Below are 25510 nucleotides of genomic sequence, written 5' to 3'. Positions count from 1 at the left end.
ATATAATTGCTGTTTTCATTGTGTAGTGCTTGCAGTTAAGCGCTCTTTTGATACACTCGAATCCCCTTTTAATTTTTAACGCACCGAGGCAAAGTGACATGAAAGTAGGTCTGGTCGGTTGGCGCGGGATGGTTGGTTCCGTCCTTATGCAACGTATGGTTGAAGAGAATGATTTTGCTCATTTTGAGCCATTTTACTTCTCTACCAGTAATGCTGGCGGTGAAGCGCCTGCGTTTGGCGGTAAAACTGCCCCAGCACTTATGGATGCATCAGACATTAACAGTCTGAAGCAAATGGATGTCATTATTACCTGCCAAGGTGGCGACTATACCTCAGAAGTTTTCCCGAAGCTTAAAGCGGAAAACTGGACAGGCTATTGGATTGATGCGGCATCTACACTGCGTATGGAAGATGAAGCCATCATCGTACTTGACCCTGTCAACATGAACGTAATTAAAGATGGTTTAGTGAACGGCACCAAAACATTCGTGGGCGGTAACTGTACTGTTTCACTGATGTTGATGGGCTTAGGTGGTTTATTCCAAAACAATTTAGTGGAATGGGCAACCTCGATGACTTATCAAGCAGCGTCAGGTGCTGGTGCGCAAAACATGCGTGAACTGATCTCTGGTATGGGCTATTTGTACAACAACACCAAAGATTTGTTAGATGACCCACGCTCTCCAATTCTAGACATCGACTCTAAAATTGCGGAATTACAACGTGGCGAAGGTTTCCCTTCTGCTAACTTTGGCGTGCCATTAGCAGGCTCACTCATTCCTTATATCGACAAACAATTAGACAGCGGTCAGTCGAAAGAAGAATGGAAAGGTCAAGTTGAAACCAACAAGATCTTGGGCAACCAGCAAATCGTTCCGATTGACGGTCATTGTGTACGTATTGGCGCGATGCGTTGTCACTCTCAAGCTTTAACCTTAAAGCTGAAGAAAGACGTGCCACTCGATGAAATCGAAGATATGTTACGTCGCGCGAACCAATGGGCAAAAGTGGTTCCAAATACCCGTGAAGCATCTATGACTGACTTAACACCTGTAGCGGTAACAGGCACATTAACAGTTCCTGTTGGCCGTCTACGTAAATTGAATATGGGCAAAGAGTACTTAGGTGCTTTCACTGTCGGCGATCAATTGCTTTGGGGAGCTGCAGAGCCCTTACGTCGTATGCTCCGCATCCTGATTGACTACAAAAATACTTAAGCATTTACCGCTAAAGTATTAAGCCGATCACACTTGATCGGCTTTTTTTTGTAACCCCGATGTTAACGTTTTACAAATAACACACAACTCGCTAATCTATAATTTTCGCTTTGCGATCTGTGACCGAGCTAAAGATTAAGATGACCGTAAATAACAAATTAAAGATAGCCATTTTAGCCATTATTGCTTCGCAAAATGTGAATGCGATCACTGTCGATCCTATTCAAATTCAGTCTGCACCTGGGGAACTGTTATATGCAGAATTGAACTTTCACGATGCCGATCCAAATACTCCCATTCAAGCCAGTCTAGCCAGCGCAGAAGATTTAATGTCTCTGGGTGTCATGCATCAGCCGCCCAGTAATCTGAACTTTTTTACCCGTCGTACCAGTGCCAGTACAGGTGTGATTACAATTACCTCATCTCGCCCATTGACTGATGCAGAACTCAACATTGTGGTCAAAATCAAAGAAGGTAATGCGGCACGACTGCAACATATTAAAACAGCCAATAAACGCTCGGCATCACTTCAAGCACGCGCAAATAATAATGAAAAAGCGTTAAAACCTATGGTGATCGTCAATGAAAAAGATATTGCGTTGAACTTACCAGTTAGCACACAGTTTAATAATTTAAAAACAGCAACAGTAGCAACGACAAGCAATACACCGTTGAAGCTCAATGGTCATACACCACCGAGCATGAGTACCACGACCACTACAACACCAACACAGGTCATCTCAACAGCTACGACACAAATCGCGACAATTGCACAAGCGCCAACCCAACACATTGAAACCACCACACAAAACAAGAAATCGTCAGATCCCTTGGTGCAAAAGTATGCCAACTCCCTTAAAAAAGCGGAAGCACCGATAGCAACACAAGCTAGCCCTCAACCTGTACCCAATTCAACTCAGGCATCAAGATCTGTACCATCTACAACTCAAACATCGAAAACGGTCACACCCAAAGCGGCTGAGACATCAAGCACGCCTGCCCACATTGTTCAATCCAATGAATCCTTATGGGGAATTGCATCGCGTATTGCCACAGAACAAAACCGTCCTGTTGGTGAAGTCATGCAACAAATTAAATCCAAGAATGAACATGCATTTATTCAGGGGGATGTCAACCGTTTACGACGTGGTGCAAATCTTAATTTAACGGGTCTACAAACAGCAAAAACAGAGCAAAAAGTCTCCGTTTCTTCACTGCCAAAACATAGCTCACAGCAATCAGGCAAAGCCAAGTATCGCCTCAATCAAGCGGAAATGAGTTTGGTTGCAGAGAAAGAGCAAGATTCAAACAATGGTTCTGCCAAGAAGTCGACAGAAAAAAATCAAACATCGAACGAGTTGTCATTAAAAGTTATGACATCCCGTGAAAAAACCGTTAAATTACAGAGAAACGTAACGCAATTAGAACTGGCACTTAATCAGAAAGATCAGAGAATTCAATTACTAAACGCTCGTCTTGCACAATTGCAACAACAATTGAAAGCACAACAAACTGATAAAAAGCCAACACACTAAAGTGTTATTTTGATTATTTGATTTTGGATGAACTTGCACAACGACAAGTTCGAAAGGGGTAAAACATGCTGATTTATGTGATTCCATTTATCTTACTATTGGTTGTTGCCATAGTCTTAAAAAAGCGTGAGGCGAGTAAAGAAGCAGAGCCAAAAACTCAAAAAGCAGTGGCTGCAAAAAATAAAGCCAAAAAAACTAGCCCGTCTAAAAAAACACCTCAACAAACTCAAGTCGTTGAAGATGTGGTCACTAAAAAAGCCACAACACCTCTTGCAACCGATCTCCGCAATAAAATTGAAGGGCAAATTCGTGATCGCAATTTCTTTTCAGCTGAAGCGCAGATTAACCAAGCATTAAATAAAGACAATTCACAACACGAATTATATTTACTGCTATTGGATATTCACTTACTACAAAAAGATGAATTTGCAATTAGCCAATTGCTGAATCATTTACGTTCTTTAGAGCTCGATGATATTTTAGCGCAAGCAGAATCCAAAAAATCGGATTACGACCAATTACATCAAAATAGCCGTGACACGATCGAGTTTAAACCAACTGAAATTGCACCACCTGCACCAAAACCTGTAGAAACACCAAATACTGCTGATTTCGATGCACTAATGTCATCAGACAGCACAACACTACCTCCGGTACAAAGTATTACTGTTGAACCAGTTCAAGACATTAAACCACTAGATTTTGATACCTCAGCATTCACAACAACTCAACCCGAACCAGAAACACGTATTGAAGTACCTACTTTAGAATTTGATACTTCCAGCCTAAGCACCATAGCAACTGAACCATCTCAACCAATTGGGGAAATTAAACCCCTTGATTTTGGTTCGTTGTCATTGGACCCCACCCCTGCTCAAACGGAACTTCCTACAGAAGATATCAAACCTTTAGATTTTTCGTTCAATCTCGATGCGCCTTCTACAACAACTGAAGCTGAAACTTCGTTGATTGCGACACCAGACGAGCGTCCTGAATTTACATTTGATTTTTCAAACCAACCCACAACTGAAGCGACAACAGATATTTCTCCTGTTTCTTTCGACACTATTAGCCCAAATGCAGCAATAGTAGACGAAACACCTGCAGTTATTACGCCAAGCCTCAGTTTTAGTCTTGAGTCTACGATACCTACCCATAAGACTGAAAGTGATCCTCTGGTACAATCTTTCCCTCAACTAAGCGAAGTTAACGAAATCCTCTTAAACTTTGAGTTAGCTGAGCAATATATTCAATTGGGTGCTTTTGAAGCTGCACGTGAAATTCTGGCTGAACAAGAAGCAAACTACAGCGTTGAACAACGAGATCAAGCTGAACAATTGCTAGGTCGCATAGCATCCTAAGTCATTTCGTTTTAAACTAAAGCAGTCATCACCGACTGCTTTTTTTATAATGAAAAAAATTGCGCTTATTTATATGGGTGGAACCTTTGGCTGTATTGGTGAACCTTTACAACCCATGCCTGCCGAAGACTTTATTCCCAAACTTACCCATGTCTTGCCGATTCATCTCGACATAGAATGTTTTGTTGCACCTGTCATTAAGGACAGTAGTGCATGCACAGCCGCTGATTGGTTATTGTTGATTCAACAGATCCAGCACTTACAGTTGCAACAGTTCCAACATTTTGTCGTGATTCACGGCACAGACACCTTGAGCTATGCCAGCGCCGTGGCAGCACACTTTATCGCTGACTCAGCTCATGTGATTTTCACAGGTAGTCAGTACCCCTTACTCAATGTACAAGGAACTGACACCCGTGAATTTAGTGATGCCATCAACAATTTGAATTTTGCCTTAGATGCCGTAGTGAAATACCCTATCGGCGTTTATTTAGCATTCCATCAACATTTGTTTCACGCCCAAACCGCTATAAAACGACATACCACTGAACTAGATGCCTTTAGTGGTCTGCCTGCTGAACAATCTATTTCGCACAATTTAAAAGCACATATTGTACAAACACGTGATGTAGAACAATCACAACAGTTCAACTGTCTTAATCTAATGATGCAACCTGTTGGCTTAGAACAGCAAATGCAGAACTTAAGAAACCTCTTAGTGGCCCCACCCCACTTTCTCATTTTACAAGGTTTTGGGACGGGTAATTTAGCCGTGAATGCCGAGTTGACTGCGCTTTTCGATGACCTTTATGCACAAGGCTGTGTTGTTATCTTAAGCACCCAAGTTCCTTTCGGCCGCACTGATCAGCGCTATGCCGTTGCCGCGTGGACAACCCAAGCCAAAATAATTGTCAGTGATTGCCTCGGGCATGCAGATCTGTATGCCAAAGCCCTCAAAATGTATTTACAATACCCCACCGCTGAAGCACGCTTCAGCCATTGGCATGATTTGGGTTAATTTGAGGTACATATGCAACGTTTTGCGATCGGCATTGAATTTTGTGGGACACATTATCGTGGCTGGCAAACTCAGCAAACTGGCGTGATCAGCGTACAAGAGACGATTGAAAAGGTGCTTTCGAAAATTGCCAATGAACCGATTAGTCTACATGGTGCAGGCCGTACCGATGCTGGCGTTCATGCAACCAATATGGTGGCGCATTTTGATAGCTCCGCGCTTCGCTCCGAACGTAGCTGGCTAATGGGTAGCAATAGCCAACTACCCAAAGATATCTCGATCCAATGGATCAAAGCAATGGATCAAGACTTTCATGCGCGCTTTAAAGCACAAGCACGTCGTTATCGTTATGTGGTCTATAACCATCCGCAGCGACCTGCCCTGATGCATAAACAAGTCACGCATGCTTATTATGCACTAGATGTGGCGAAGATGATGCAAGCTGCGCAAAAGTTTGAAGGCACGCATAACTTTGAAAGCTTTCGTGCTGCAGCATGCCAGTCTAATCAACCTGTACGCCATGTGAGCCATTGTCGCTTAATTCAACATGGTCCATATCTAGTGCTCGACATTCAGGCTGATGGCTTCTTACACCATATGGTCCGCAATATCATGGGCTGCTTACTAGAAATCGGGCAAGGTATGTATGAAGTCGAACATATTGAGGCTATTTTCGCAGCAGAAGACCGTAAAGCTGCTGGCATTACTGCGCCTCCTGATGGACTATATTTTATTCATGCCGACTATCCAGCACAGTTTGAATTACCTAAACAGCCCCTTGGACCGCATTGGCTGAATATGCCAGAATAATTTATTTTTCAATCTCTCCCTAGTCACTCCTTTTTCAAAGGACATGAGACTCCTCCCTTGATAAAAGGGAACTTAGGAAGAATTGTTTAACGCTGCTTCCGCTTGCGATATTCCACTGGGGTTTCATTGGTCCAGCGTTTAAACGCACGATAAAAGGTACTTGGCTCTGAAAAACCAGTCAAATATACAATACGTTCTACACTTTCAGCCGTATTGGCCAAGAGCTTTTTCGCCAAACGACAACGGTAATCGGACAAAATCTGTTGAAAGCTAGTATTGGCTTCAGAAAGCTGAGTCCGTAAACGCCTTGGGGTAATACTGAGCTGAGAAGCCACCGTTTCCAATGTGGTCTCCCCGCTCTCAAGAGTTGAGCCAATGGCTCGACGCACTTCACCAACCAAGTCATAACGTGCTAATTCTTGAAGTTTTTCAATCGCTAACTGCTCATGCAGTTGCAACAGTTCGGGCTCTGCCTGCCACAAGGGATAAGCCAAAATACTTGGATCAAAATATAAACGTGTTTCTTTTTGCCCCAAACTTACTGGGCATTCATACACCCGAAAATACTCATCATCGGATGCGCCTTTCGTGAAATTAAAATCAATATAGATCGGCTCAAAACGCCCTTCCGTAATGAATTTAAAGAAACGCAAGATACCTGACATTGCACATTCAGAAAAATGTCGATTGACTAAATTTTCAGCCCAAGGCTGTTCACCGTTAGTCAAATAACACCGGTCATCCTCAATCACCAATTTGGCATGAAACGCATCACTAATCAGACGTTGATAAGCCAATGCACGCTTTAAACCTTCACCAAAATTTTCAGATGAAATAAATAAATGTTCAATTACTTGACCACGGTATAAAGGTAGATTTTCTCCCAAATGTAGACCGATATCAGGATCGCGGCTCACCTCTTCAGCCGCCACCCAAAAAGCATATTGAGCGTTCAAAGGCGTACGGTCATTGGTTTCAACTTGGTTTAAAGCCACACCCGCCTTTGTTAAAATTTCTTCTGTTGGCAACCCTGAACGACGAATCGCTTGGTAGCCTAATCGCAATACAACCGATGCATCCGTTAGCTGACCCACGCTAGAACCTTCCTTGTATGTTCTTCATTTATACATAAAACATTAAAATTAGATTAACTTCGATTGACCAAACTGACAACAACTTATGCAGTTTTTTTGTTGAAAATCTTTATTACTCTTGTTCGCTTATTTTACTGACAGATGATCATGCAACCGCCCATTCCGCCTTGTTTTATGCAAAAAAATTGACTATAATTTGCGCCTTTCCAATTTATTCATTCAGGTAGGCTATGGCCAATAAAGAGGAACTCATCGAGTTCGAAGGCGTTGTCACCGAGACGCTTCCTAATACTATGTTTCGTGTACGTTTAGAAAACGGTCATGAAGTGATTGCTCACATCTCTGGTAAAATGCGTAAACACTATATTCGTATTTTGACTGGCGACAGTGTTAAAGTAGAAATGACACCTTATGATTTGTCTAAGGGTCGTATCACTTATCGTGCGCGCTAAGTTTTAGCGAAGCAAAAAAGCCACTTTTCAAGTGGCTTTTTTAATGTCTGCGCTTAGACTAAACGTTATACATCGACTATATTTAAACCAATAATCAAACTATAATTAAATGCGATAACAACTAAATACACCAAAACAATAATGAAGACGACTTTAATGAAGCTCGCAATTTTACTGTTCCCCATGCTATGTGTTGCCTGTGCCACAACCAACCAAACTCAGCTCAACCAAACCTTACAACACTATATCGGACAATCTTCAGATCAAGTTCAAAACCAACTCAACCTCAATAGCATGGGTTATAAAGTTCTCGGTGCTCCTGTACATACACCCGAGAAACTGACCTACACCCTATTACGCAATATGCCTATTCCGATGGGAACACCCAACCTTGGAACCAGTGTCACTATGGGTGCGCCCATTCCAACACCTTCTAGCGGTAGCCTGAATATTGAAATGAAATGTAAAATTGAGTTCAGACTGCATGATGATCTTGTGGAATCTATTCACTACATCGGTAAAGCGTGTTAACGGCTGTGTTATGTTGAGCCACCTACATACCGTTTATCTCAAATTACTCGAACCATACTCAAACGAATATCCAGATATAGAATACTAAAAGGGTGTCTCTCTGCTTAGGGGATAATCATGAAGCCCTTTATTGTCAGTTCCTTGAGTTCCATCTGCTTTCTACTACTTCAAGCTTGTAGCAGCGCTCCAGCGCAAAATCACACCGTCATTTCACCCACTAAAATTGCGCTCCCCGACTATTTAGATCAATATATCGGCCAAGATGTATCGAGCATACGGCGTCAGCTCAACTTACACAGACTCGGTTATGAAACCTTAGGATCACCAATTCAAACATCAAACCAACTGAGTTACACCATCGTCAGACGGATTCAAATTCCAACCCCTATGCCCACTATGCGAAGCGACAGCAGTGTCGGCGCGATTCCTATTCCAACAGCAACCCCATATTATGATGTACAGTTAGAATGCCAAGTTCATTTCTTATTAAAAGACAATATTGCCCAATCTGTTCAATACCAAGGCAAAGCCTGTAAAGGTGATTAAATCTTGGGCAAAAAAAACGCAGCGAATGGCTGCGTTTTCCAGTGTATCTAACTTAGTTCAGTGCAACCACAACCGCCTGCCCCATTTCCGCAGTACCCACTTTGCTCATGCCTTCAGACATAATGTCAGCAGTACGTAAACCTTGATCCAACACACTTCCTACCGCATCTTCAATCGCTTTTGCAGCAGCTTCTTCACGGAAAGTATAGCGTAGCATCATTGCAACAGACAGAATGGTCGCCAATGGGTTAGCAACGTTTTGACCTGCAATATCTGGTGCAGAACCATGACATGGTTCATACATACCTTTGCCACTTTCATCCAAAGATGCCGACGGAAGCATGCCAATCGAACCCGTTAACATTGCTGCTTCGTCAGACAAAATGTCACCAAATAAATTACCTGTCACAATCACGTCAAACTGTTTAGGCGCACGTACCAATTGCATTGCAGCATTATCGACATACATATGCGACAAGTTAATGTTTGGATAGTCAGCTTCTTTCATCGCCGTTACGGTTTGCTTCCAAAGCTCTGTCACTTCAAGTACATTGGCTTTGTCTACAGAGCACACTTTACCGCCACGTAAGCCTGCAAGTTCAAATGCGACTTTGGCAATACGCTTGATTTCAGACTCTGCATATACGTCGGTGTTAAAACCTTGTTTTTCGCCATTTTCCAGTTCACGAATACCACGTGGTTGACCAAAGTAGATGCCACCAGTCAATTCACGAACGATTAAAATGTCCAAGCCTGCAACAATTTCAGGCTTTAAACTTGATGCATCTGCCAATTGCGGATACAAAATCGCTGGGCGCAAGTTTGCGAATAAATTGAGCTCACTACGAATTTTTAATAAACCACGTTCTGGACGAATTGAGCGTTCAATGTTGTCCCATTTTGGTCCGCCAACTGCACCAAGTAAAATCGCATCTGCATTTTTGGCTTGTGCTGCAGTTACCTCTGGATAAGGTGAACCATGTGCGTCAATCGCAGCGCCACCCAGTAAACCTTGTTCCCACGTTAAACCTAAATTGAATTGATCGTTTACTCGTGTAAGCACTTGTTCTGCGGCTTTTACAATTTCAGGACCAATGCCATCACCCGCCAAAATCAAAATATGTTTAGACATGAAAAATTCCATTGTTGGTGAGTTTTAACTCACACGATTAAAGTTTTTGTTCTACAAACTCACCCAAGCCATTTAGGACATTGTACGGTTTGCAAAAACGACGAATTGTTCTTTGGTTTTGCTTTAAATCGACACATAAAGGGTCAGGTGCAGACATATTCAATAAACTTCCCTGATGTCGACTGCGCGCACGAAACATTCTAAAAGTATAACGTTCAGCAGGCTTAAAGCGATGAATCACATGTAAGGTTTCTGCTCGGTCTGCTGAGACTGGATAGAAGCGAATGACCAGTTCATGCTGCCCAGCAGGCACCGACAAAAACAGTGAATTTGCATCATTCAAATCATCTCGCTTCAAACGAACAATTTGTTCTCGAATTGCATCACGGCTCACACGATGATTGTCTGCATTGACGATTTTGATTTTATTCAATCGCTCAAACTCACAGTTCACTGTACCTGTACAATAAATTTGTGCATTGTTTTTACTTGCTGGGGTTTCATGAATACGCTTTATACTTGCCGTATTCATACTTTGACAGGCAGTTAATGTGCCTATCAAAGCAAGTAGAGCGATACGACCATAACTCGTCACCATTGTTCAAGTCCAACCTTTACCAGTAGCAAAACGATTAAAATTCTTTTGCTCTGATATTAACAAGAGATAAACCGCAGCACTAGTTATATCGTTTCTTCAATTAAGCATGAATTTCTGAAAACACCCATGGACGCGCAGCTTTGGTCTTTTCTTCATAAGCACGAATCTCATCTGCTGCTTGTAAGGTCAAACCAATATCATCCAAGCCATTTAACAAACAATGCTTACGGAAAGGATCCACTTCAAACTTGAAAGCTTCACCCGATGGTGTACGCACTTCTTGCGCATCCAAATCAATCGTCAGTTGATAGCCTTCATTTGCTGCACATTCTTTGAAGAGTTGGTCAACAATCTCTTCAGACAAAATCACAGGCAACATGCCATTTTTGAAGCTGTTGTTAAAGAAAATGTCTGCATAACTCGGTGCAATCACAGTACGGAAACCATATTCTTCCAGTGCCCACGGCGCATGTTCACGGCTAGAACCGCAACCAAAGTTCGCGCGAGAAATCAAAATCGAAGCACCTTGGTAACGTGGCTGATTCAATGCAAAATCGGGGTTTTTAGGACGTTTTGAATTATCTTGTCCTAAAAAACCTTCATCTAAATAACGCAATTCATCAAATAAGTTTTCACCAAAACCCGTGCGCTTAATGGATTTCAAAAACTGTTTTGGAATGATCAAGTCTGTATCGACATTGGCACGGTCTAAAGGTGCAACGATACCCTGTTCAACGGTATATTTTTTCATGTCTATGCTCCCAAGCCCGAATTAAAATGAACGCACATCGACAAAGTGACCTGCAATCGCTGCTGCCGCTGCCATCGCTGGACTCACCAAATGCGTACGACCGCCATTGCCCTGACGACCTTCGAAGTTACGATTGGAGGTCGATGCGCAGTGCTCACCAGGTTGTAATTTGTCTGCATTCATGGCTAAGCACATTGAACAACCTGGCTCACGCCATTCAAAACCAGCTTCAATCAAAACTTTATCTAAGCCTTCCGCTTCAGCTTGAGCTTTCACTAAACCAGAACCCGGGACCACCATCGCCTGTTTAATGGTACTTGCCACTTTTTTGCCTTTGGCAACTTCCGCCGCTGCACGAATGTCTTCGATACGCGAGTTAGTACATGAACCAATAAAAACACGGTCTAACTGAATGTCTGCCAATGCCTGACCTGCGGTTAAACCCATGTACTGATAAGCACGCGTCCAGTCATTACGCTGTACATCATCTTTGGCTTGTTCCAAAGTCGGCACCGCTTGAGAAACTGGAATCACCATTTCAGGCGATGTGCCCCAAGACACTTGCGGCTCAATCTCTTCACCTTGCAACACCACCACAGTATCAAAATGTGCGTCTGCGTCCGAATGTAAAGTATTCCAGTAAGCCACTGCTGCATCCCACTGTTCACCTTGTGGTGCGTAGGGACGACCTTTCACATAGTCAATGGTTTTATCATCAACAGCGACCATGCCCACACGGGCACCACCTTCAATCGCCATATTACAAACCGTCATACGACCTTCAATCGACATATCGCGGAAGACTTGACCACCAAACTCAATGGCATGACCAGTTCCCCCCGCTGTACCAATTTTACCGATAATGGCTAAAACGACATCTTTCGAAGTGACACCTTGACCTAACTTTCCATCAACACGCACTAACATGTTCTTCATCTTCTTTTGAACCAAGCACTGGGTTGCCAATACATGCTCTACTTCAGATGTCCCAATCCCGTGTGCCAAGCAACCAAAAGCACCATGCGTTGCCGTATGAGAGTCGCCACACACCACCGTCATGCCTGGTAAAGTTAATCCTTGCTCAGGTCCCACCACGTGTGCAATACCTTGACGCACATCATTAATGTCAAACTGCACTACATTAAAAGTTTTGCAGTTGTCGTCTAAGGTTTGGACTTGAATGCGTGAAGTATCATCTTCAATGCCTGCAATACCTTCTGATCGCTCTTTGCTTGAGGTTGGAACATTATGGTCAGGTGTTGCCACGTTCGCACTTAAACGCCATGGCTTACGCCCTGCAAGTTGCAAACCTTCAAAGGCTTGTGGCGACGTCACTTCATGTAATAAATGACGGTCGATATAGAGTAAAGCTGAGCCATCATCACGCTGTTTTACTAAGTGGTCATCCCACAATTTGTCATACAATGTTTTTGGAATTTGGGGTTTTGCTTGTTGGTTTTCGCCTGCCATGTCGATTGACTCCACTGGACTGGGTAATTCTTTCATTAAAAACGATTATAACGGTGATTTCACATAAATCTAATTTATCATTTTTATTAATTTAAAAACTTTTTGGAATTATTTTTAAATCACTCAAGTTCATGCTCTGCTACCGAGTTTAGACGCTTTCAGCCGATTTTACCTAAGCTCATAACACATTGTATACCGTGCTTTTTCTAAACTGAACCATCCTAAACCAACGTTTATTTTCTCCCAATTAATGCTTAAAATTATTTATGCTTGAATTAGACATAAAAGTAGCGCTGAGAATCCAATAGAGTCAAACAACAAAACAAACTCAGCTCGACATTGCCGACATAAATTCACTAGTAACATCCATTTTATGCTGAACGAACGCTCTTAATTCTTTGCATAACTTGAAGCTACTTGTATTTTTACAAAAGGATTGATGGTTCAAGCAAAAGCCTTAATCTCTGTTTTTTATAATGTTAAACATAAAACGAAGCACATTATTTCACTTGATTCAAAAATTCAATCGAGACCAATCAAAATTTCATTTTGACTTTACTAATGATAATAATTATTATTTACAAATGTAAAGTGTTATTGAGAGGACTTTTATCATGTCAAACATTCAAAAATTTGTAGCAAAAAATCAACGCATCTTCAAAAAAACTTTAAGCTACTACATCATGCATATTACGGTCGCTATGTTAGTTGCGTATATGGTCACAGGTAACTTATGGATGGCGGTTACCTTAAGTTTGCTAGAACCGACTGTTCAAGCTTTTGCCTTCTTCTTCCATGAGCGAATTTGGGAAAGAAAAAGCCGTAGCCCAGAAGAAAATATTCCGGCCTAAGCCCCATCTCCTCTCATTAACTTAAAAAGATCACTTTTAGTGATCTTTTTTTATCTCAATGCAGATGAAATAACACCCGATTTATTTTAAAGATCGCAATTCATATAAAATTATTTTATAATTCAATTATACTTTCATAACCAGATTATCCTTATGAATCTTGCAGCCTTCGAAGCTTTTGTAAAAGTCATGGAAACCGGCTCTATTTCTTTAGCCGCAGATCAACTCTTCATTACGCAACCTGCTGTGACCAAACGTATTCATAGTTTAGAAGAATATTTTGGTGTGAAACTGTTTGAGTCGGCAGGTCGTGGTGTACAAGCCACGCATGCCGCACATTCACTGCTGCCTAAAGTCAAAAATTGGCTCAATGAACTGGGTGACATTCATCATACCTTGAGTCATGAACAAGGCATGGTTCAAGGCAAACTTAAAATTGGCACCAGTCACCATATTGGTTTACATCACCTACCCAATCATTTACGTGAATATGTACAAACCTTTCCCAATGTCACTTTAGATGTACACTTTGTCGACTCAGAGCAAGCGCATGAAAAAGTACTGGCGGGTGACTTAGAATTGGCTTTTTTGACGCTTCCACCGAAGTTAGATGAGCGTTTGCAATATGTCACCATTTGGGAAGACCCCTTAGTTTTTGTAGCAGCGCCCTTTCATCCGCTGGCACAAATGCAAAACTTAAAACTCGAAGATCTGATTCAGTACCCAAGCTTATTGCCTGCGTCTCAAACCTATACCAGCCAAATCACACTGGCAGAATTTGAGAAACAAGGGCTAAAACCTAAAATTAGCATGAGTAATAATCCACTCGAATCAATTCGCATGTTGGCATCTATTGGATTGGGCTGGTCAGTGCTTCCCAAGACTTTGATCAATCAAGACCTACAACAGTTAAATATTAAATTTGAAATGAACCGCCAATTGGGTATGGTTTGGCATCCTGGGCGAACGCAGTCGCGTGCAGTGCAAGAACTGATTACGATGATGAAATAAGCGCTGCACCAAATAAAAAAACCATCCTGTAGGATGGTTTTTTTATTTGGTGCGAGGAGTGACTTAAGAACCGCCTATAGCCAATGCAATCAGTCCAAGCCAAATCGCTAACAAAATCGCACCGGCTAAGAGATTTGTACCACCACGATTTTCTAATTCTGTTTCGACATTGCCATTTCCGAACTGGCGGATTTTAGTAATCTGCTTATCGACGTGATGCTTATACAAAGTGTTACCCAGCATGCCAAATGCAACAGCCAAGCCGATATTTGCCCCCGAACTGTCAATCCCCAAAAGTGCTTCAACAATCCCGATGAACACAATCAGAGCTATGGACATAAAGCCATAACTGTACATTTTCCGATAAAACAACCAAATTACGCCCAAGAAAAAAGCCGCAACATTAAATCCTGCATATTGTTTCTTGGGTGTGATTTTTTCAAATTGAGCCTGATAGTACGACGCATATTTCTCCCCGATAAATACAGCACGATCTAGTTCGAGCTGATCGACTGAAGCCCGTCTCTCTAAAACACGAGGCGACGGAAAAGATTGTTGATCTAAAGACATAAATTGCTTCTTATTTTTTATTTTATTGAAGAAATGGGGGCAAAGCTTTTCAGCATCGCCCCAAAAATATCACTTATTTTTTAATCAATGAATCTTCATGTAAAGATTCATTGAGTTGATCCACAATAATTGCCCACTCACCATCCGATTTAATTTTTTCTGCCAAAAACTGACGTTGCGCTTCAGTCCAATATTCCGCATCAACAATCATGGTTTGCGCATTAAGCTGATGCGTTACAATAAATAAGGCAATCGCATCTTCATTTGCATCTAAACCGAGTTGCTCAAACAGATGGGTCATTCTTGGTCGTACACTCATGTTATTCTCCACGATACTGTTCTAATTTTTACATAGTCAAAATAGCTTTAGCCAAGTTTTAACATAGCATATTTAGTTAGTTTTCCAAGATTTGTCGTCCCATCACCGCAATATTTTATCAATAGATTTGCTTTCAAGGAAATTGACTGACTCAATGTCTTTGCAATAAAAAAGACGACCCGAAAGTAGCCTTTTCAATATCGAAAGATAAATAATTAAATGGACCAGTCTTGGATTTCCCATGCCTGATCTTTAGCCAATGCTTCCAAACGATCATCAGGATTAACAGCTATCGCATGGTCGGCGTATTCAAGTAAAAAACGATCATTAATAGAGTCCGAATACGCCCAAGACTCGGTAACATCACGCCCTGCTAGCCACTGATCTAAACGCGTCAATTTGCCTTTTTGGTAGCATGGTGTATTTATCACTTTGCCCGTATATTTGCCATCAACCACTTCAGCATTGGTTGCAATGATTTCGCTAATCCCAAACTCGCGAAAAATTGGAGCGGTAATAAAGTCTGAAGTGGCCGTGATCCCAACCAAAGCATGCCCTGCCTCTTTGTGACGTTGAATGGTTTGAAAACCATCAGGACGCATTTGCGGGCGAATCACTTTTTGCATGAATAATTCATGCAGTTCAGTGAGGTAGGTATTGTCATGTTGAGTTAAAAATTCAAACACAAATTCATTATAAGCAATCGGGTCGAGTTGCCCTGCTTTGTAATCTTCATAAAATTTATCGTTCATGGCACGATGGCGAACTGGATCAACCAAGCCCTCATTCACCAAAAACTCTCCCCAAGAATGATCCGAATCGGTGTTTAACAAGGTGTGATCGAGATCAAATAGTGCCAATTTCATGAAAATACTCGTAAAAACTGAAATTTAAGAAAAAATTTGTAAATCTATCTCCGCTAGTCGATAGAAATTCGTTAAGATCATAGCAATTTTAACATTTTTAAACTTTGCTTTTTTCGAGTTGGATACAGAAATAAAAATCCCCGATCGCAAAGTCATAAATTACACAATATTTAGGTAGCCAAATGATCGATTCGGAAGGTTTCCGACCCAATGTCGGGATCATTTTGGCAAACGAGTTTGGACAAGTTTTATGGGCAAAACGCATTGGACACAATGCTTGGCAATTTCCACAAGGAGGTATCCAATATGGAGAAACCCCTGAACAGGCACTTTATCGTGAGCTGAGAGAAGAAGTTGGCTTACTGCCCGAACACGTCCAAATAGTAGCGCAAACTAAAGGTTGGCTGCGTTATCGTTTGCCGCACCGATACATTCGTACAGATTCCGATCCCGTATGTATTGGACAAAAACAAAAGTGGTTTTTACTCAAACTCACTGCCCCCGCTCAGAATATTCGTTTGAATTTGTCTGATCCGCCCGAGTTTGACCAATGGCAGTGGGTCAGCTATTGGTACCCACTGGGGCAAGTGGTGAATTTTAAACGCGATGTATACCGCAAAGCGATGGTGGAGTTGTGCAATCAGCTCCCTCAAAAAAAGCCTTAAAAAATCTAGACGTCCTACAGATTTTTTAAGGTTCTCTTGTTATAAATAAGTTGGACGCACTTTTTTTGGAGTAGATGCGATGTCGAATATGCAACTGGATACCCTTAGACGTATTGTGCAAGAAATCAATGCGTCCACCAGTTTGCATGAATCACTCGACATTATGGTCAACCATGTGGCAGAAGCCATGCACGTTGACGTTTGCTCCATTTATTTATTGGACGAGCGTAATCAACGTTATTTGTTGATGGCATCGAAAGGTTTGAACCCCGATTCAGTCGGCCATGTTTCACTACATACCAGTGAAGGCTTAGTCGGCCTAGTCGGACAACGCGAAGAAATCGTCAACCTTGACAATGCCCCGAAACATGAACGTTTTATGTACTTACCTGAAACAGGTGAGGAAATTTATAACTCGTTCCTTGGCGTACCCGTCATGTACCGCCGTAAAGTCATGGGCGTGCTTGTAGTGCAAAATAAAGAGCCTCAAGACTTTAGTGAAGCGGCTGAATCCTTCCTTGTCACCCTCTGTGCACAACTTTCAGGGGTCATTGCGCACGCACATGCCGTGGGCAATATCGACGTTTTTCGTAAGCCCAGCAATTTACCCGCTTACAAAACTTTCCAAGGCGTCCCTGGTTCAGGTGGAATTGCCTTAGGCCGTGCTGTCATTCTCTACCCACCTGCAGATTTGGCGGCTGTTCCTGACCGTGAAGCCGATGATATCAGCGAAGAATTAGCCCTACTGGATCGTGCCCTGACCTCAGTGCGTGATGAAATCAAATCACTTGATGACAAGATGCAAGACGCCCTTATGGCTGAAGAACGTGCCCTGTTTAGCGTGTTCTTACGCATGTTGGATGAAAATGCACTACCTGCTGAAATTAAAGAGCAAATTCGCGAAGGTAACTGGGCACAAGGTGCAGTACGTATCGTCATTGATAACCATATTGATCTGTTTGAACAAATGGAAGATGACTACTTACGTGAACGTGCGGCAGATTTAAAAGATTTAGGTCGACGTATTTTGGCCTATTTGCAAGAAGCGGATTCAAGTCACCGTGAACTTACCGATGAAAGTATTCTGATTGGAGAGGAAATTTCAACCGCAGCTTTGGTTGAACTTCCTGTCGATAAAATTGCTGCGATTGTCACCACAGAAGGTGCCATGAACTCACATATGGTAATTGTGGCACGTGCTCTCGGCATTCCAACCGTTGTGGGGGTGACTGAACTACCGATTAATACACTCGATGACGTTGAAATGATTGTCGATGCGCATCAAGGTCGGGTCTTTATTAATCCACCTCGTCGTCTACGTACCCGTTATAAAGAGATTCAAAAAGAAGAAGAGCAAATTGCCAAAGACTTAAAACAGTATGAAACCAAAGATGCCATCACCCCTGATGGTGTCGCAGTCAAACTGTTTGTCAATACTGGTCTAATGATTGATGTGGTGCGCGGTGTACAACGCGGAGCCAAAGGTGTTGGTCTATATCGCTCCGAAATTCCATTTATGCTCCGTGACCGCTTCCCTGGCGAAGAAGAACAACGTGCGATTTATCGTCAGCAGTTGAGCCACTTCGCCAACAAACCCGTGGTGATGCGTACACTCGATATTGGCGCCGATAAAGACTTACCTTATTTCTCCATTGAGGAAGAAAACTCCGCACTGGGCTGGCGCGGCATTCGCTTTACGCTCGACCACCCTGAAATTTTCTCTTCACAAATTCGTGCCATGCTTAAAGCCAGTATTGGTTTAAATAACCTGCATATTTTACTGCCGATGGTCACCAGTGTCAGTGAAGTAGAAGAAGCACTGTACCTTCTTGAGCGTGACTGGGTCGCAGTGCAAGAAGAAGAACAAGTAAAAATCACCAAACCGAAAATTGGTATTATGGTTGAAGTACCAAGTGTGCTACTGCAAATAGATGAGTTTGCCGAGTTGGTTGACTTTTTCTCGGTCGGCTCAAACGATTTAACCCAATATTTACTGGCAGTCGATCGAAATAATCCACGGGTTGCTAACGTTTATTCACATTTCCACCCTTCAATTTTGCGTGCACTGACTCGCTTAGTCAAAGAGTGTCATAAGTACAACAAACCAGTCAGCATTTGTGGAGAAATGGCAGGAGACCCTTTATCTGCGATCTTACTGATGGCAATGGGCTTTAATACGCTGTCGATGAGCTCAAGTAACATTCTGCGTGTACGCAAAGCTATTTGTCATGTGCCGATGCCTGACGCGATTGAACTCTTAGAACACGCATTGAAAATGAGTAATCCACTCATTGTAAAAAGCCAAATGGAATATTATTTTAAAACACACGGTTTAGGCGATATGGTCAAATCAGCGACACGTATTGTGACGGCTTAGAAGCCTTTAAACACAAAAAAGAGGCATTAAAAAAGGGAGATAATCATCTGAATGTCTCCCTTTTTTGTGCTTGTCATAGCCTCGTTTTGCATTTTTCTTTCGGTCTACAAAGACTTGGCTTTGGTTGACTTCATGCATGTGTTTTGCCACGAAGTTGTGAATCACAACTTTTGGCTCAGCTTTCTTCTTTGCCATTTTCCCACCTAACTGAACGGATGATATCGCATAGGATATGGCTGGAATTTTACGCTTTTTTGTATACTTTACAAGCGACTTTCATGTCATTTCTGTCTCTTAGCGTAGCCTATTTTTAAAGAGATAGCTCATACAACTATTTGAGCGCCGTAACTTGTATCTGCTGAAACGTACACTTAAAAATAAAATTGATCTAACAATAAAATCATCGCAATCAAAATCATCAATGCACCAGAGACTCGACTCACGATCATAGCTGCATGAGGACGTGTTGCTAAAACTCTTTGCGCACTAAACCCGACCAAAAAGTAAACCGCCGCACAACTAACCAAATGGATTCCTGCCAATAAAATAATCTGAGAAGTTGCCGATACAGCAGATTTTGGATCAATAAAAGGTGGCAACAACGCTAGAAATAAAAGTAGGACTTTCGGATTTAAACCACTCAAATACACCCCACGAATGTACCAAGATTTAGAGGAAGTCAATGCCACCTGATCACGACTAATACTTGCAGGACGCATCGACAAGTTCAAACCCATCCAAAGCAGATACAGTGCCCCAATAGCTGTAAGCACTTGAAGTAACATTGGCTGACTCGCAACCAAAGTTCCAACACCAGCCGCAACAGTCAAAGCCGCCATCAAGTGTCCAGTTAATAGTCCCGTCACCGCAGGTAAGACTTTTTTACCTTGGATTCCTGAAGAAATCACATAAGCCCAATCTATACCTGGTGTGATCACGAAAAGTATAGAAACGCTCCAAAACGCAATCAAAATGCTGAGTGACATCCCTTTCCCCTTTTATCGGTTATCGTTGTTAAAATTTGGGGAGTTGATCATTCAAACAGCCTCAAATAATTTTGAAAGGATATCCTTTAGGCTCTAAAATGTGCTTTCAAATCTTTGTGCAATAACGGCTAAAAAAGGGAGATTCTTCCACATGGATAAAATTGATAAGAAGATTCTTGCTGAACTACAAGCAGATGGACGTTTATCGGTTACTGAGTTAGCAAATAAAGTTGGATTGAGTCTTTCACCCTGTCATCGACGAGTCAAAGCCTTAGAAGATGCGGGTATTATCAAAGGCTATCGTGCACAGCTCGATTTTTCTCAGTTGGGTTTAAATTTTTCGACCATTGTTTTTGTCACACTCAAAAATGGCGATAAAAATTCAGTGCTCAGCCTTGAAGAGGCTATTTTGCAGATTCCTCAAATTGTAAAAGCGCAACGGCTTTTTGGTGACCCCGACTACTTACTGCATGTTGTCACCTATGACTTGGAAAGTTATCAAAAACTCTATGATGAGCACTTGTCGGCATTGCCCAATGTGCAACGTCTCATCTCCACCATGGTGATGAAAAACATTATTTCGAATCGGAGTGTTTTATTCTAAAAAGAACACTATACAGTGGTATCCACCCAACCATTCAGTGAGAAACGTCATACAACGCAATACTTACCCTAGTTCGATGGATGAGCTGAACGACAAAAGACCAATCCAACCTAAAGGTAAATGAGCGAAGCCATACTACGCGTATAAAGAGAAAAAGTTCTATTTACGAATGCTGAAAATTTATACGCAACTTATCTTATTTTTCACTATTGTTTATATTTGTTTCCTTCTTTAAAAGCGCTAAATTAATACTTAACTCGATATAAAATAAGAGCATCATCATGCCATTAGAAAAAGACAAAGATGCAACTATTGTGGTCAACGACACCCCTGACCAAGAAAAGTATGAATTCTTAAAAGAGAAGATTCGTTATAAACAAGCTTTACGCGAAAATTCAAAAAAAATTGACCATCAAAAAGTTCGACTGAATATTCAAGCGGATGCTCTTCCCAGTAAAACCTTTTTTATTATGAATGCCTTGGCGGCCGTCATTGCAGGTTATGGCCTGCTTTCAAACTCAGCTGCGGTAGTGATTGGCGCGATGCTAGTGGCGATGATGTTAGGGCCTATTTCAGGTATTGCCTTGGCTTTAATTGACAACCGCCTTTTACTGTTTAAAACCGCGCTGTCCACTTTACTCCTTGGCATTGCCATGATTTATAGCATTGGAATCGTGATTGGTTTAGTAAACTATGACCTGCCTATGACCAATGAGATTCTATCGCGCACGCAACCAACCATTTTAGATTTGATGATTGCTTTAGCAGGTGGTGCAGCAGGAGCTTTTGCTTCGGTTTCACCTCGGTTGTCTGTAGCAGTCGTTGGTGTCGCCGTTGCCACTGCTTTGGTTCCGCCCTTGGTGGCCAGTGGGATTTTATTTGCACATATGGAATGGAAAAATTCAGCCAATGCTTTTTTACTGGCGGTGACCAATATCTTTGCCATTCAGATTAGCTCATCTTTAGTCCTTTGGATTGCAGGCTTTAGACGTGGTTCCAGCGAAGAAGTGCAGAGTAATATCAAAGAGTTTCTCAAACGGAATGCTATTAGCTTAATGTTCTTGGCGCTCTTAGGGATTTATCTCTCCTTTAATTTTTATACTCTGCTCAATGCTCGACTATATGAAAGCAGTACTGAAGCAACCATCAGTACTGCGCTGAATCATGATAATAATATTATTGATACGATCCAATTCGATAAAAGAAATGATTTCACACTCGTCCGTGTCTCTATCCGTGGCGATATCCCGCCTAGCCCTGCACAAATTGCAACACTCAATCAGAAACTTTCGTCAGACTCAAACAATAAACCCAGTATCGTCCAAGTCCGTTTTATTCCGATTGATATTGTTCAGGCTGAGGACAGCCCCAACGTCAAACTCGAACAACATGAGGCGCAAAAACTTTCAGTACAATAATGTGCCTTAAACCGCAAATGCTCTATGCAGCAGTCGTTCTACGTCGGGTTGTTTCATCTCAAGCATCCCGACAACCCGACCATGAAATGGACTATAACGGCTTTGAATAAAGCCATCAGCCACATAGTCTGGTGCATGCCGTTTTAGCAGGACTGCTTGAGCCAAAATGACTAAACGACTCACTAAACTGCGCCCCATAAATTGTAGTCCTTCAGGTGCCTGCTGGAATAATTTAAATAGACTTTGTAGCTCTTGCTTCAACTTTTCATCTTGCATCGCGGTGGATGCTAAATCTTGAAACAAGATCTCAATCGACTCTACATCACGGCTGATAGCACGCAATACATCCAAACACATGACATTACCTGAACCTTCCCAAATGGTATTGACTGGGGCTTCTTTAAAAATGCGCGCCATGATGCCGTTGTCGACATAGCCATTGCCCCCAAAGACTTCCATCATCTCGCCAGTCAACTCAACTGCACGCTTACATACCCAGAACTTCGAAGCTGGGGTCAGAATGCGTTTCCATGCTACGGACAATGCGTCATCCGCTTCATAGCAATGTGCAAGATGGAAACTAAGTTGCATCGCCGCTTCCGTTTCTAAGGCTAAATCTGCTAGTACCGCTTGCATCAAAGGCTGCTGTGCTAAATGTTTGCCAAAAGCTTTGCGCTGACGGGTATAAACAATACATTGCACCAAGGCTTGCCTAAGCATGGCAGTACTGCCTACGGAACAGGTCAGACGGGTGTAATTCGCCATTTCAATAATGGTGGGAATACCGCGTCCAGCTTCCCCAATCATAATGCCCCACGCGTCTTTAAATTCGACTTCGGAACTGGAGTTGCTACGGTTGCCCACTTTGTCTTTTAAGCGTTGCACATGAATTGGGTTCTTGCTGCCATCCTCTAGCCAACGTGGCACAAAGAAACAGGCCAAACCATCTTGTTCCGTCTTTGCCACCACCAAATGTGCATCACACATCGGTGCAGAGAAAAACCATTTATGCCCTGTGAGCAAATAGGCTTGTCCACGCCCCGACGCTGCGACAGGTACTGCAATGGTTTCATTGGCACGTACATCCGAACCGCCCTGCTTTTCGGTCATGCCCATCCCTAGCCAAATTGATTTTTTTTGGCTGATGGGCACATCACGTTCATCGTATTCGGTCGAAAGTAACTTATCGCCGATTTTGGCCCACAGTTCAGGCTCACGTTGAATCAGTGGAATACTGCCCAAAGTCATCGAATTTGGGCACAAGTTTCCACACTCGACCTGCCCTGCCAAATAAAAACGTGCTGCCCACTCGACCCATTTTGAGGATGAATTCGGATGATTAAACGGATGTGCATGGGTATCGAACTGACGGTTCAGGCCCATCCATTTATGCCATGCAGGGTGAAACTCGATAAAGTCTTTACGGCGTCCGCGAGCATCGAAGGCATGTAAAATAGGTGTATGCCTATTGGCCAGATCGGCATAGTCATAATATTCCGCCGAACCAATTACTTTCCCCATCTCTGTGAGTCTTTCCTGATCCTGACTGCCATAACGGGCCAATATTTTTTGTAAAACGATATCAGTTTCAAACAGATTGTAATTTTCCAGTTCATCAAACTGATTGCTGATTTGATGGGTCATCCCTGTCGTATTCATATCACTTTGCTCTTGTTATGCTGTGCTTTTCATTTCAGTATAGAGAAAAATTGAGTCTGCCATGTTCAGCTTTGTGCTATGAAGAATCCTGAGATCCAAGTCCGCCGTAGACCGCGCCAGTCGCGAGCTAAACTCACCCAAGAAGCTTTGCAAGAAAGTTTTGTTCGGCTTTTGCATGAGCGTCATGCACATGAAATTACCATTCGGGAAATTACCGATGTGGCAGGTGTCGGTTTAGGGACTTTTTATGAGTACTTTTCAAAGAAGGAAGATTTGGTTGCATTAACCATTCATCAGCACGTAAAAACCAATGCGGAGCAACTAAAAAGTTATGCACAAAGCCTGATAGAGTTATCCACAAAATCAAATTTTGAAGACTATTTACAACAAATTATTCACTTTCAGCTCGAACAGATTCAGATTCGACAGTTTCTCTGGGCGCAGACTTTTTTGCTGGAACGGCAGGTTTCAAACATTGAAAGCTATCGAAAGAGTTATGAAATGATGGTGCAAATGTGGCGCAGTATCCTTGAGCCTTATGTTGATGATGCAGAGCAACTCCTGCAATTGAGTTTAAATCTGCAACGTGTGTGTTATGGCTTTGTGTCGCAGACATTATTGATTGAGCCAGAGTTTGCAGAATGGGTAATATTGGAGAAAGATATTCTTCAAAATTTAGTTAAACCTAATTTTGAATACAAACAGCTTTATTAAAAGTTAAAGATCCTTTTAGGTTGACAGAACATAATTAAGTTACTTACAAAAGCGATAAATTTCGTAAAAATATAGACTTACCTCATTATTTACTTATATTTTCGTTTTAAAAAATATTCATATCAGCTCTATTATATAAATGAAGGGAATACAACTCAATTAATGACTTAATTTTTAAAAATTAGTTTACAAGATAGACAACTTCTATAAGAACTCTTATTTTAATCATTCAATATTAAAGAATAAGAAAATTATGAGCTTATTAAAAACACATATAGAGTTTCGATCTGATAACTTCCCTCAAACTTCTGAAGAACAAAAAAATTGGGATGGGCAAATTTGGGGCTACACATTAGCCAAATACTTATCAGAAGAACTTCCTAAACATGGTGTAACTGTATCAGAGTTCTTAAATGAGGATTGGGGATATTTAATACCTTTAGCAGATGAAAGCTTTAAAGATATTTGGATTGGTTGCAATCATTATCAAGAGTATGAGAATGGTTTCTTAGTTTTTATAAACCCATCTAAGCCAATAATTAAGAAAGGATTTTTTAAGAAAATTGATATATCAGAGCAACTTACATTCCTAGCTACTATTTTGAATGAAATACTTACAACTAATCCTACGATTTATGCCCAACACTGGTGGGATGAAAGAGAGATGAAACTAATTGGAGAATAACATCTTGTAAATCAAATAATTTTATCATCTTATAATCCATAAAAAAACCGCCCTTACAGGCGGTTTTTATTCCAGTGAAAATTACTTCGCATCAAAACGGCATATATCCATTCCATAATTTAAGAAGCAATAAACATTGAGGCTTCAATCATTACGAACGATTTTTTTCATTCAAATCTTTGGGTGGCATCGGGCAACCATTTGCGTCTTTAGGAGGCTGTGGATGATCTTTCCCCTGTGCTTCTTTAGGAGGTCGTGGTCTATCTTTAT

General features: G+C 41.8%; 27 protein-coding genes. 16 read left to right on the top strand and 11 right to left on the bottom strand.

Annotation, left to right across the window (positions count from 1 at the left end):
- Positions 1-98 precede the first annotated feature (98 nt).
- From asd to truA, 5 genes are all read left to right on the top strand, one after another.
- Positions 99-1217, top strand: a complete 1119-nt coding sequence (asd, locus tag GBI16_RS12795; protein WP_086209987.1) for an aspartate-semialdehyde dehydrogenase — start codon at positions 99-101, stop codon at positions 1215-1217.
- 140 nt (positions 1218-1357) lie between these two features.
- A complete protein-coding gene (locus GBI16_RS12790) occupies positions 1358-2752 on the top strand; it encodes a FimV family protein (RefSeq protein WP_086209988.1) in 1395 nt (464 codons plus the stop codon).
- A gap of 65 nt (positions 2753-2817) precedes the next feature.
- Positions 2818-4113, top strand: coding sequence for a hypothetical protein (locus GBI16_RS12785; RefSeq protein ID WP_086209989.1), 1296 nt, complete (start codon positions 2818-2820; stop codon positions 4111-4113).
- A 49-nt stretch (positions 4114-4162) separates the two neighbouring features.
- Positions 4163-5131, top strand: a complete 969-nt coding sequence (locus GBI16_RS12780) for an asparaginase domain-containing protein (RefSeq protein WP_086209990.1) — start codon at positions 4163-4165, stop codon at positions 5129-5131.
- Positions 5132-5143: 12 nt separating this feature from the next.
- Positions 5144-5941 (top strand): tRNA pseudouridine(38-40) synthase TruA, encoded by a 798-nt coding sequence (truA, locus tag GBI16_RS12775; RefSeq protein ID WP_086209991.1) that lies wholly within the window; start codon positions 5144-5146, stop codon positions 5939-5941.
- A gap of 86 nt (positions 5942-6027) precedes the next feature.
- Here the strand turns inward: truA and GBI16_RS12770 are convergent, their stop codons facing one another.
- Positions 6028-7035, bottom strand: a complete 1008-nt coding sequence (locus GBI16_RS12770; protein ID WP_086209992.1) for an AraC family transcriptional regulator — start codon at positions 7033-7035, stop codon at positions 6028-6030.
- 230 nt (positions 7036-7265) lie between these two features.
- Between GBI16_RS12770 and infA the strand changes: the two genes are divergently transcribed.
- From infA to GBI16_RS12755, 3 genes are all read left to right on the top strand, one after another.
- Positions 7266-7487: a translation initiation factor IF-1 gene (gene infA / locus GBI16_RS12765; RefSeq protein WP_004692529.1), complete on the top strand. Its 222-nt coding sequence runs from the start codon at positions 7266-7268 to the stop codon at positions 7485-7487.
- A 156-nt stretch (positions 7488-7643) separates the two neighbouring features.
- Complete coding sequence (locus GBI16_RS12760; RefSeq protein ID WP_228147005.1) at positions 7644-8018, top strand: hypothetical protein; 375 nt, start codon at positions 7644-7646, stop codon at positions 8016-8018.
- 117 nt (positions 8019-8135) lie between these two features.
- Complete coding sequence (locus tag GBI16_RS12755) at positions 8136-8564, top strand: hypothetical protein (protein ID WP_086209994.1); 429 nt, start codon at positions 8136-8138, stop codon at positions 8562-8564.
- A gap of 52 nt (positions 8565-8616) precedes the next feature.
- Here GBI16_RS12755 and leuB read toward each other — a convergent pair whose 3' ends face one another.
- The 4 genes from leuB to leuC form a co-directional block, all read right to left on the bottom strand.
- Positions 8617-9696 carry a 3-isopropylmalate dehydrogenase gene (gene leuB / locus GBI16_RS12750; protein ID WP_086209995.1) on the bottom strand — a complete coding sequence of 360 codons (1080 nt, stop codon included), beginning with the start codon at positions 9694-9696 and terminating at the stop codon, positions 8617-8619.
- A gap of 37 nt (positions 9697-9733) precedes the next feature.
- Complete coding sequence (locus GBI16_RS12745; RefSeq protein WP_086209996.1) at positions 9734-10294, bottom strand: hypothetical protein; 561 nt, start codon at positions 10292-10294, stop codon at positions 9734-9736.
- A gap of 100 nt (positions 10295-10394) precedes the next feature.
- Positions 10395-11045 carry a 3-isopropylmalate dehydratase small subunit gene (leuD, locus tag GBI16_RS12740; protein ID WP_086209997.1) on the bottom strand — a complete coding sequence of 217 codons (651 nt, stop codon included), beginning with the start codon at positions 11043-11045 and terminating at the stop codon, positions 10395-10397.
- A gap of 21 nt (positions 11046-11066) precedes the next feature.
- A complete protein-coding gene (leuC, locus tag GBI16_RS12735; RefSeq protein ID WP_086209998.1) occupies positions 11067-12515 on the bottom strand; it encodes a 3-isopropylmalate dehydratase large subunit in 1449 nt (482 codons plus the stop codon).
- A gap of 614 nt (positions 12516-13129) precedes the next feature.
- Here leuC and GBI16_RS12730 point away from each other — a divergent pair.
- Together GBI16_RS12730 and GBI16_RS12725 are read left to right on the top strand one after the other, a co-directional pair.
- Positions 13130-13366, top strand: a complete 237-nt coding sequence (locus tag GBI16_RS12730) for a DUF2061 domain-containing protein (RefSeq protein WP_086209999.1) — start codon at positions 13130-13132, stop codon at positions 13364-13366.
- A gap of 153 nt (positions 13367-13519) precedes the next feature.
- On the top strand, positions 13520-14377 hold the full coding sequence (locus GBI16_RS12725; RefSeq protein ID WP_086210000.1) for a LysR family transcriptional regulator: 858 nt from the start codon (positions 13520-13522) through the stop codon (positions 14375-14377).
- A 63-nt stretch (positions 14378-14440) separates the two neighbouring features.
- Here GBI16_RS12725 and GBI16_RS12720 read toward each other — a convergent pair whose 3' ends face one another.
- The 3 genes from GBI16_RS12720 to GBI16_RS12710 all read right to left on the bottom strand — a co-directional run bounded on the left by GBI16_RS12720 (position 14441) and on the right by GBI16_RS12710 (position 16132).
- A complete protein-coding gene (locus tag GBI16_RS12720; protein ID WP_110975016.1) occupies positions 14441-14947 on the bottom strand; it encodes a DUF2628 domain-containing protein in 507 nt (168 codons plus the stop codon).
- Between the two features lie 73 nt (positions 14948-15020).
- Positions 15021-15266, bottom strand: coding sequence for a DUF2789 family protein (locus GBI16_RS12715; protein WP_086210002.1), 246 nt, complete (start codon positions 15264-15266; stop codon positions 15021-15023).
- A gap of 215 nt (positions 15267-15481) precedes the next feature.
- Positions 15482-16132 (bottom strand): HAD family phosphatase, encoded by a 651-nt coding sequence (locus tag GBI16_RS12710; RefSeq protein ID WP_151707198.1) that lies wholly within the window; start codon positions 16130-16132, stop codon positions 15482-15484.
- A gap of 182 nt (positions 16133-16314) precedes the next feature.
- On the opposite strand from GBI16_RS12710, the gene GBI16_RS12705 reads away from it, so the two are divergent.
- Together GBI16_RS12705 and ptsP are read left to right on the top strand one after the other, a co-directional pair.
- Entirely contained in the window at positions 16315-16797 is a 483-nt protein-coding gene (locus GBI16_RS12705; RefSeq protein WP_004692547.1) for an RNA pyrophosphohydrolase, read from the top strand.
- A gap of 79 nt (positions 16798-16876) precedes the next feature.
- Entirely contained in the window at positions 16877-19174 is a 2298-nt protein-coding gene (gene ptsP, locus GBI16_RS12700) for a phosphoenolpyruvate--protein phosphotransferase (protein ID WP_086210004.1), read from the top strand.
- 6 nt (positions 19175-19180) lie between these two features.
- On the opposite strand, the gene GBI16_RS12695 is transcribed toward ptsP, so the two are convergent.
- Complete coding sequence (locus GBI16_RS12695) at positions 19181-19369, bottom strand: hypothetical protein (protein WP_151707197.1); 189 nt, start codon at positions 19367-19369, stop codon at positions 19181-19183.
- 176 nt (positions 19370-19545) lie between these two features.
- Positions 19546-20160, bottom strand: coding sequence for a LysE family translocator (locus GBI16_RS12690; protein WP_151707196.1), 615 nt, complete (start codon positions 20158-20160; stop codon positions 19546-19548).
- Between the two features lie 151 nt (positions 20161-20311).
- Here GBI16_RS12690 and GBI16_RS12685 point away from each other — a divergent pair, with 151 nt between their 5' ends.
- Positions 20312-20764, top strand: a complete 453-nt coding sequence (locus GBI16_RS12685) for an Lrp/AsnC family transcriptional regulator (RefSeq protein ID WP_151707195.1) — start codon at positions 20312-20314, stop codon at positions 20762-20764.
- Positions 20765-21045: 281 nt separating this feature from the next.
- Positions 21046-22182 (top strand): DUF389 domain-containing protein, encoded by a 1137-nt coding sequence (locus GBI16_RS12680; RefSeq protein ID WP_151707194.1) that lies wholly within the window; start codon positions 21046-21048, stop codon positions 22180-22182.
- Positions 22183-22188: 6 nt separating this feature from the next.
- Here GBI16_RS12680 and GBI16_RS12675 read toward each other — a convergent pair whose 3' ends face one another.
- Complete coding sequence (locus GBI16_RS12675; protein WP_151707193.1) at positions 22189-23841, bottom strand: acyl-CoA dehydrogenase family protein; 1653 nt, start codon at positions 23839-23841, stop codon at positions 22189-22191.
- A 78-nt stretch (positions 23842-23919) separates the two neighbouring features.
- Here GBI16_RS12675 and GBI16_RS12670 point away from each other — a divergent pair, with 78 nt between their 5' ends.
- Together GBI16_RS12670 and GBI16_RS12665 are read left to right on the top strand one after the other, a co-directional pair.
- On the top strand, positions 23920-24555 hold the full coding sequence (locus GBI16_RS12670; protein ID WP_110975020.1) for a TetR/AcrR family transcriptional regulator: 636 nt from the start codon (positions 23920-23922) through the stop codon (positions 24553-24555).
- 253 nt (positions 24556-24808) lie between these two features.
- Positions 24809-25240 carry a hypothetical protein gene (locus tag GBI16_RS12665; protein ID WP_086210011.1) on the top strand — a complete coding sequence of 144 codons (432 nt, stop codon included), beginning with the start codon at positions 24809-24811 and terminating at the stop codon, positions 25238-25240.
- The last annotated feature ends 270 nt before the right edge of the window (positions 25241-25510 follow it).

It is taken from the genome of Acinetobacter sp. TUM15064 (assembly GCF_008980265.1).
Lineage (GTDB): Bacteria > Pseudomonadota > Gammaproteobacteria > Pseudomonadales > Moraxellaceae > Acinetobacter.
Note: the sequence above shows the minus strand (reverse complement) of the source record. Positions and strands in the feature narration are given on the sequence as shown.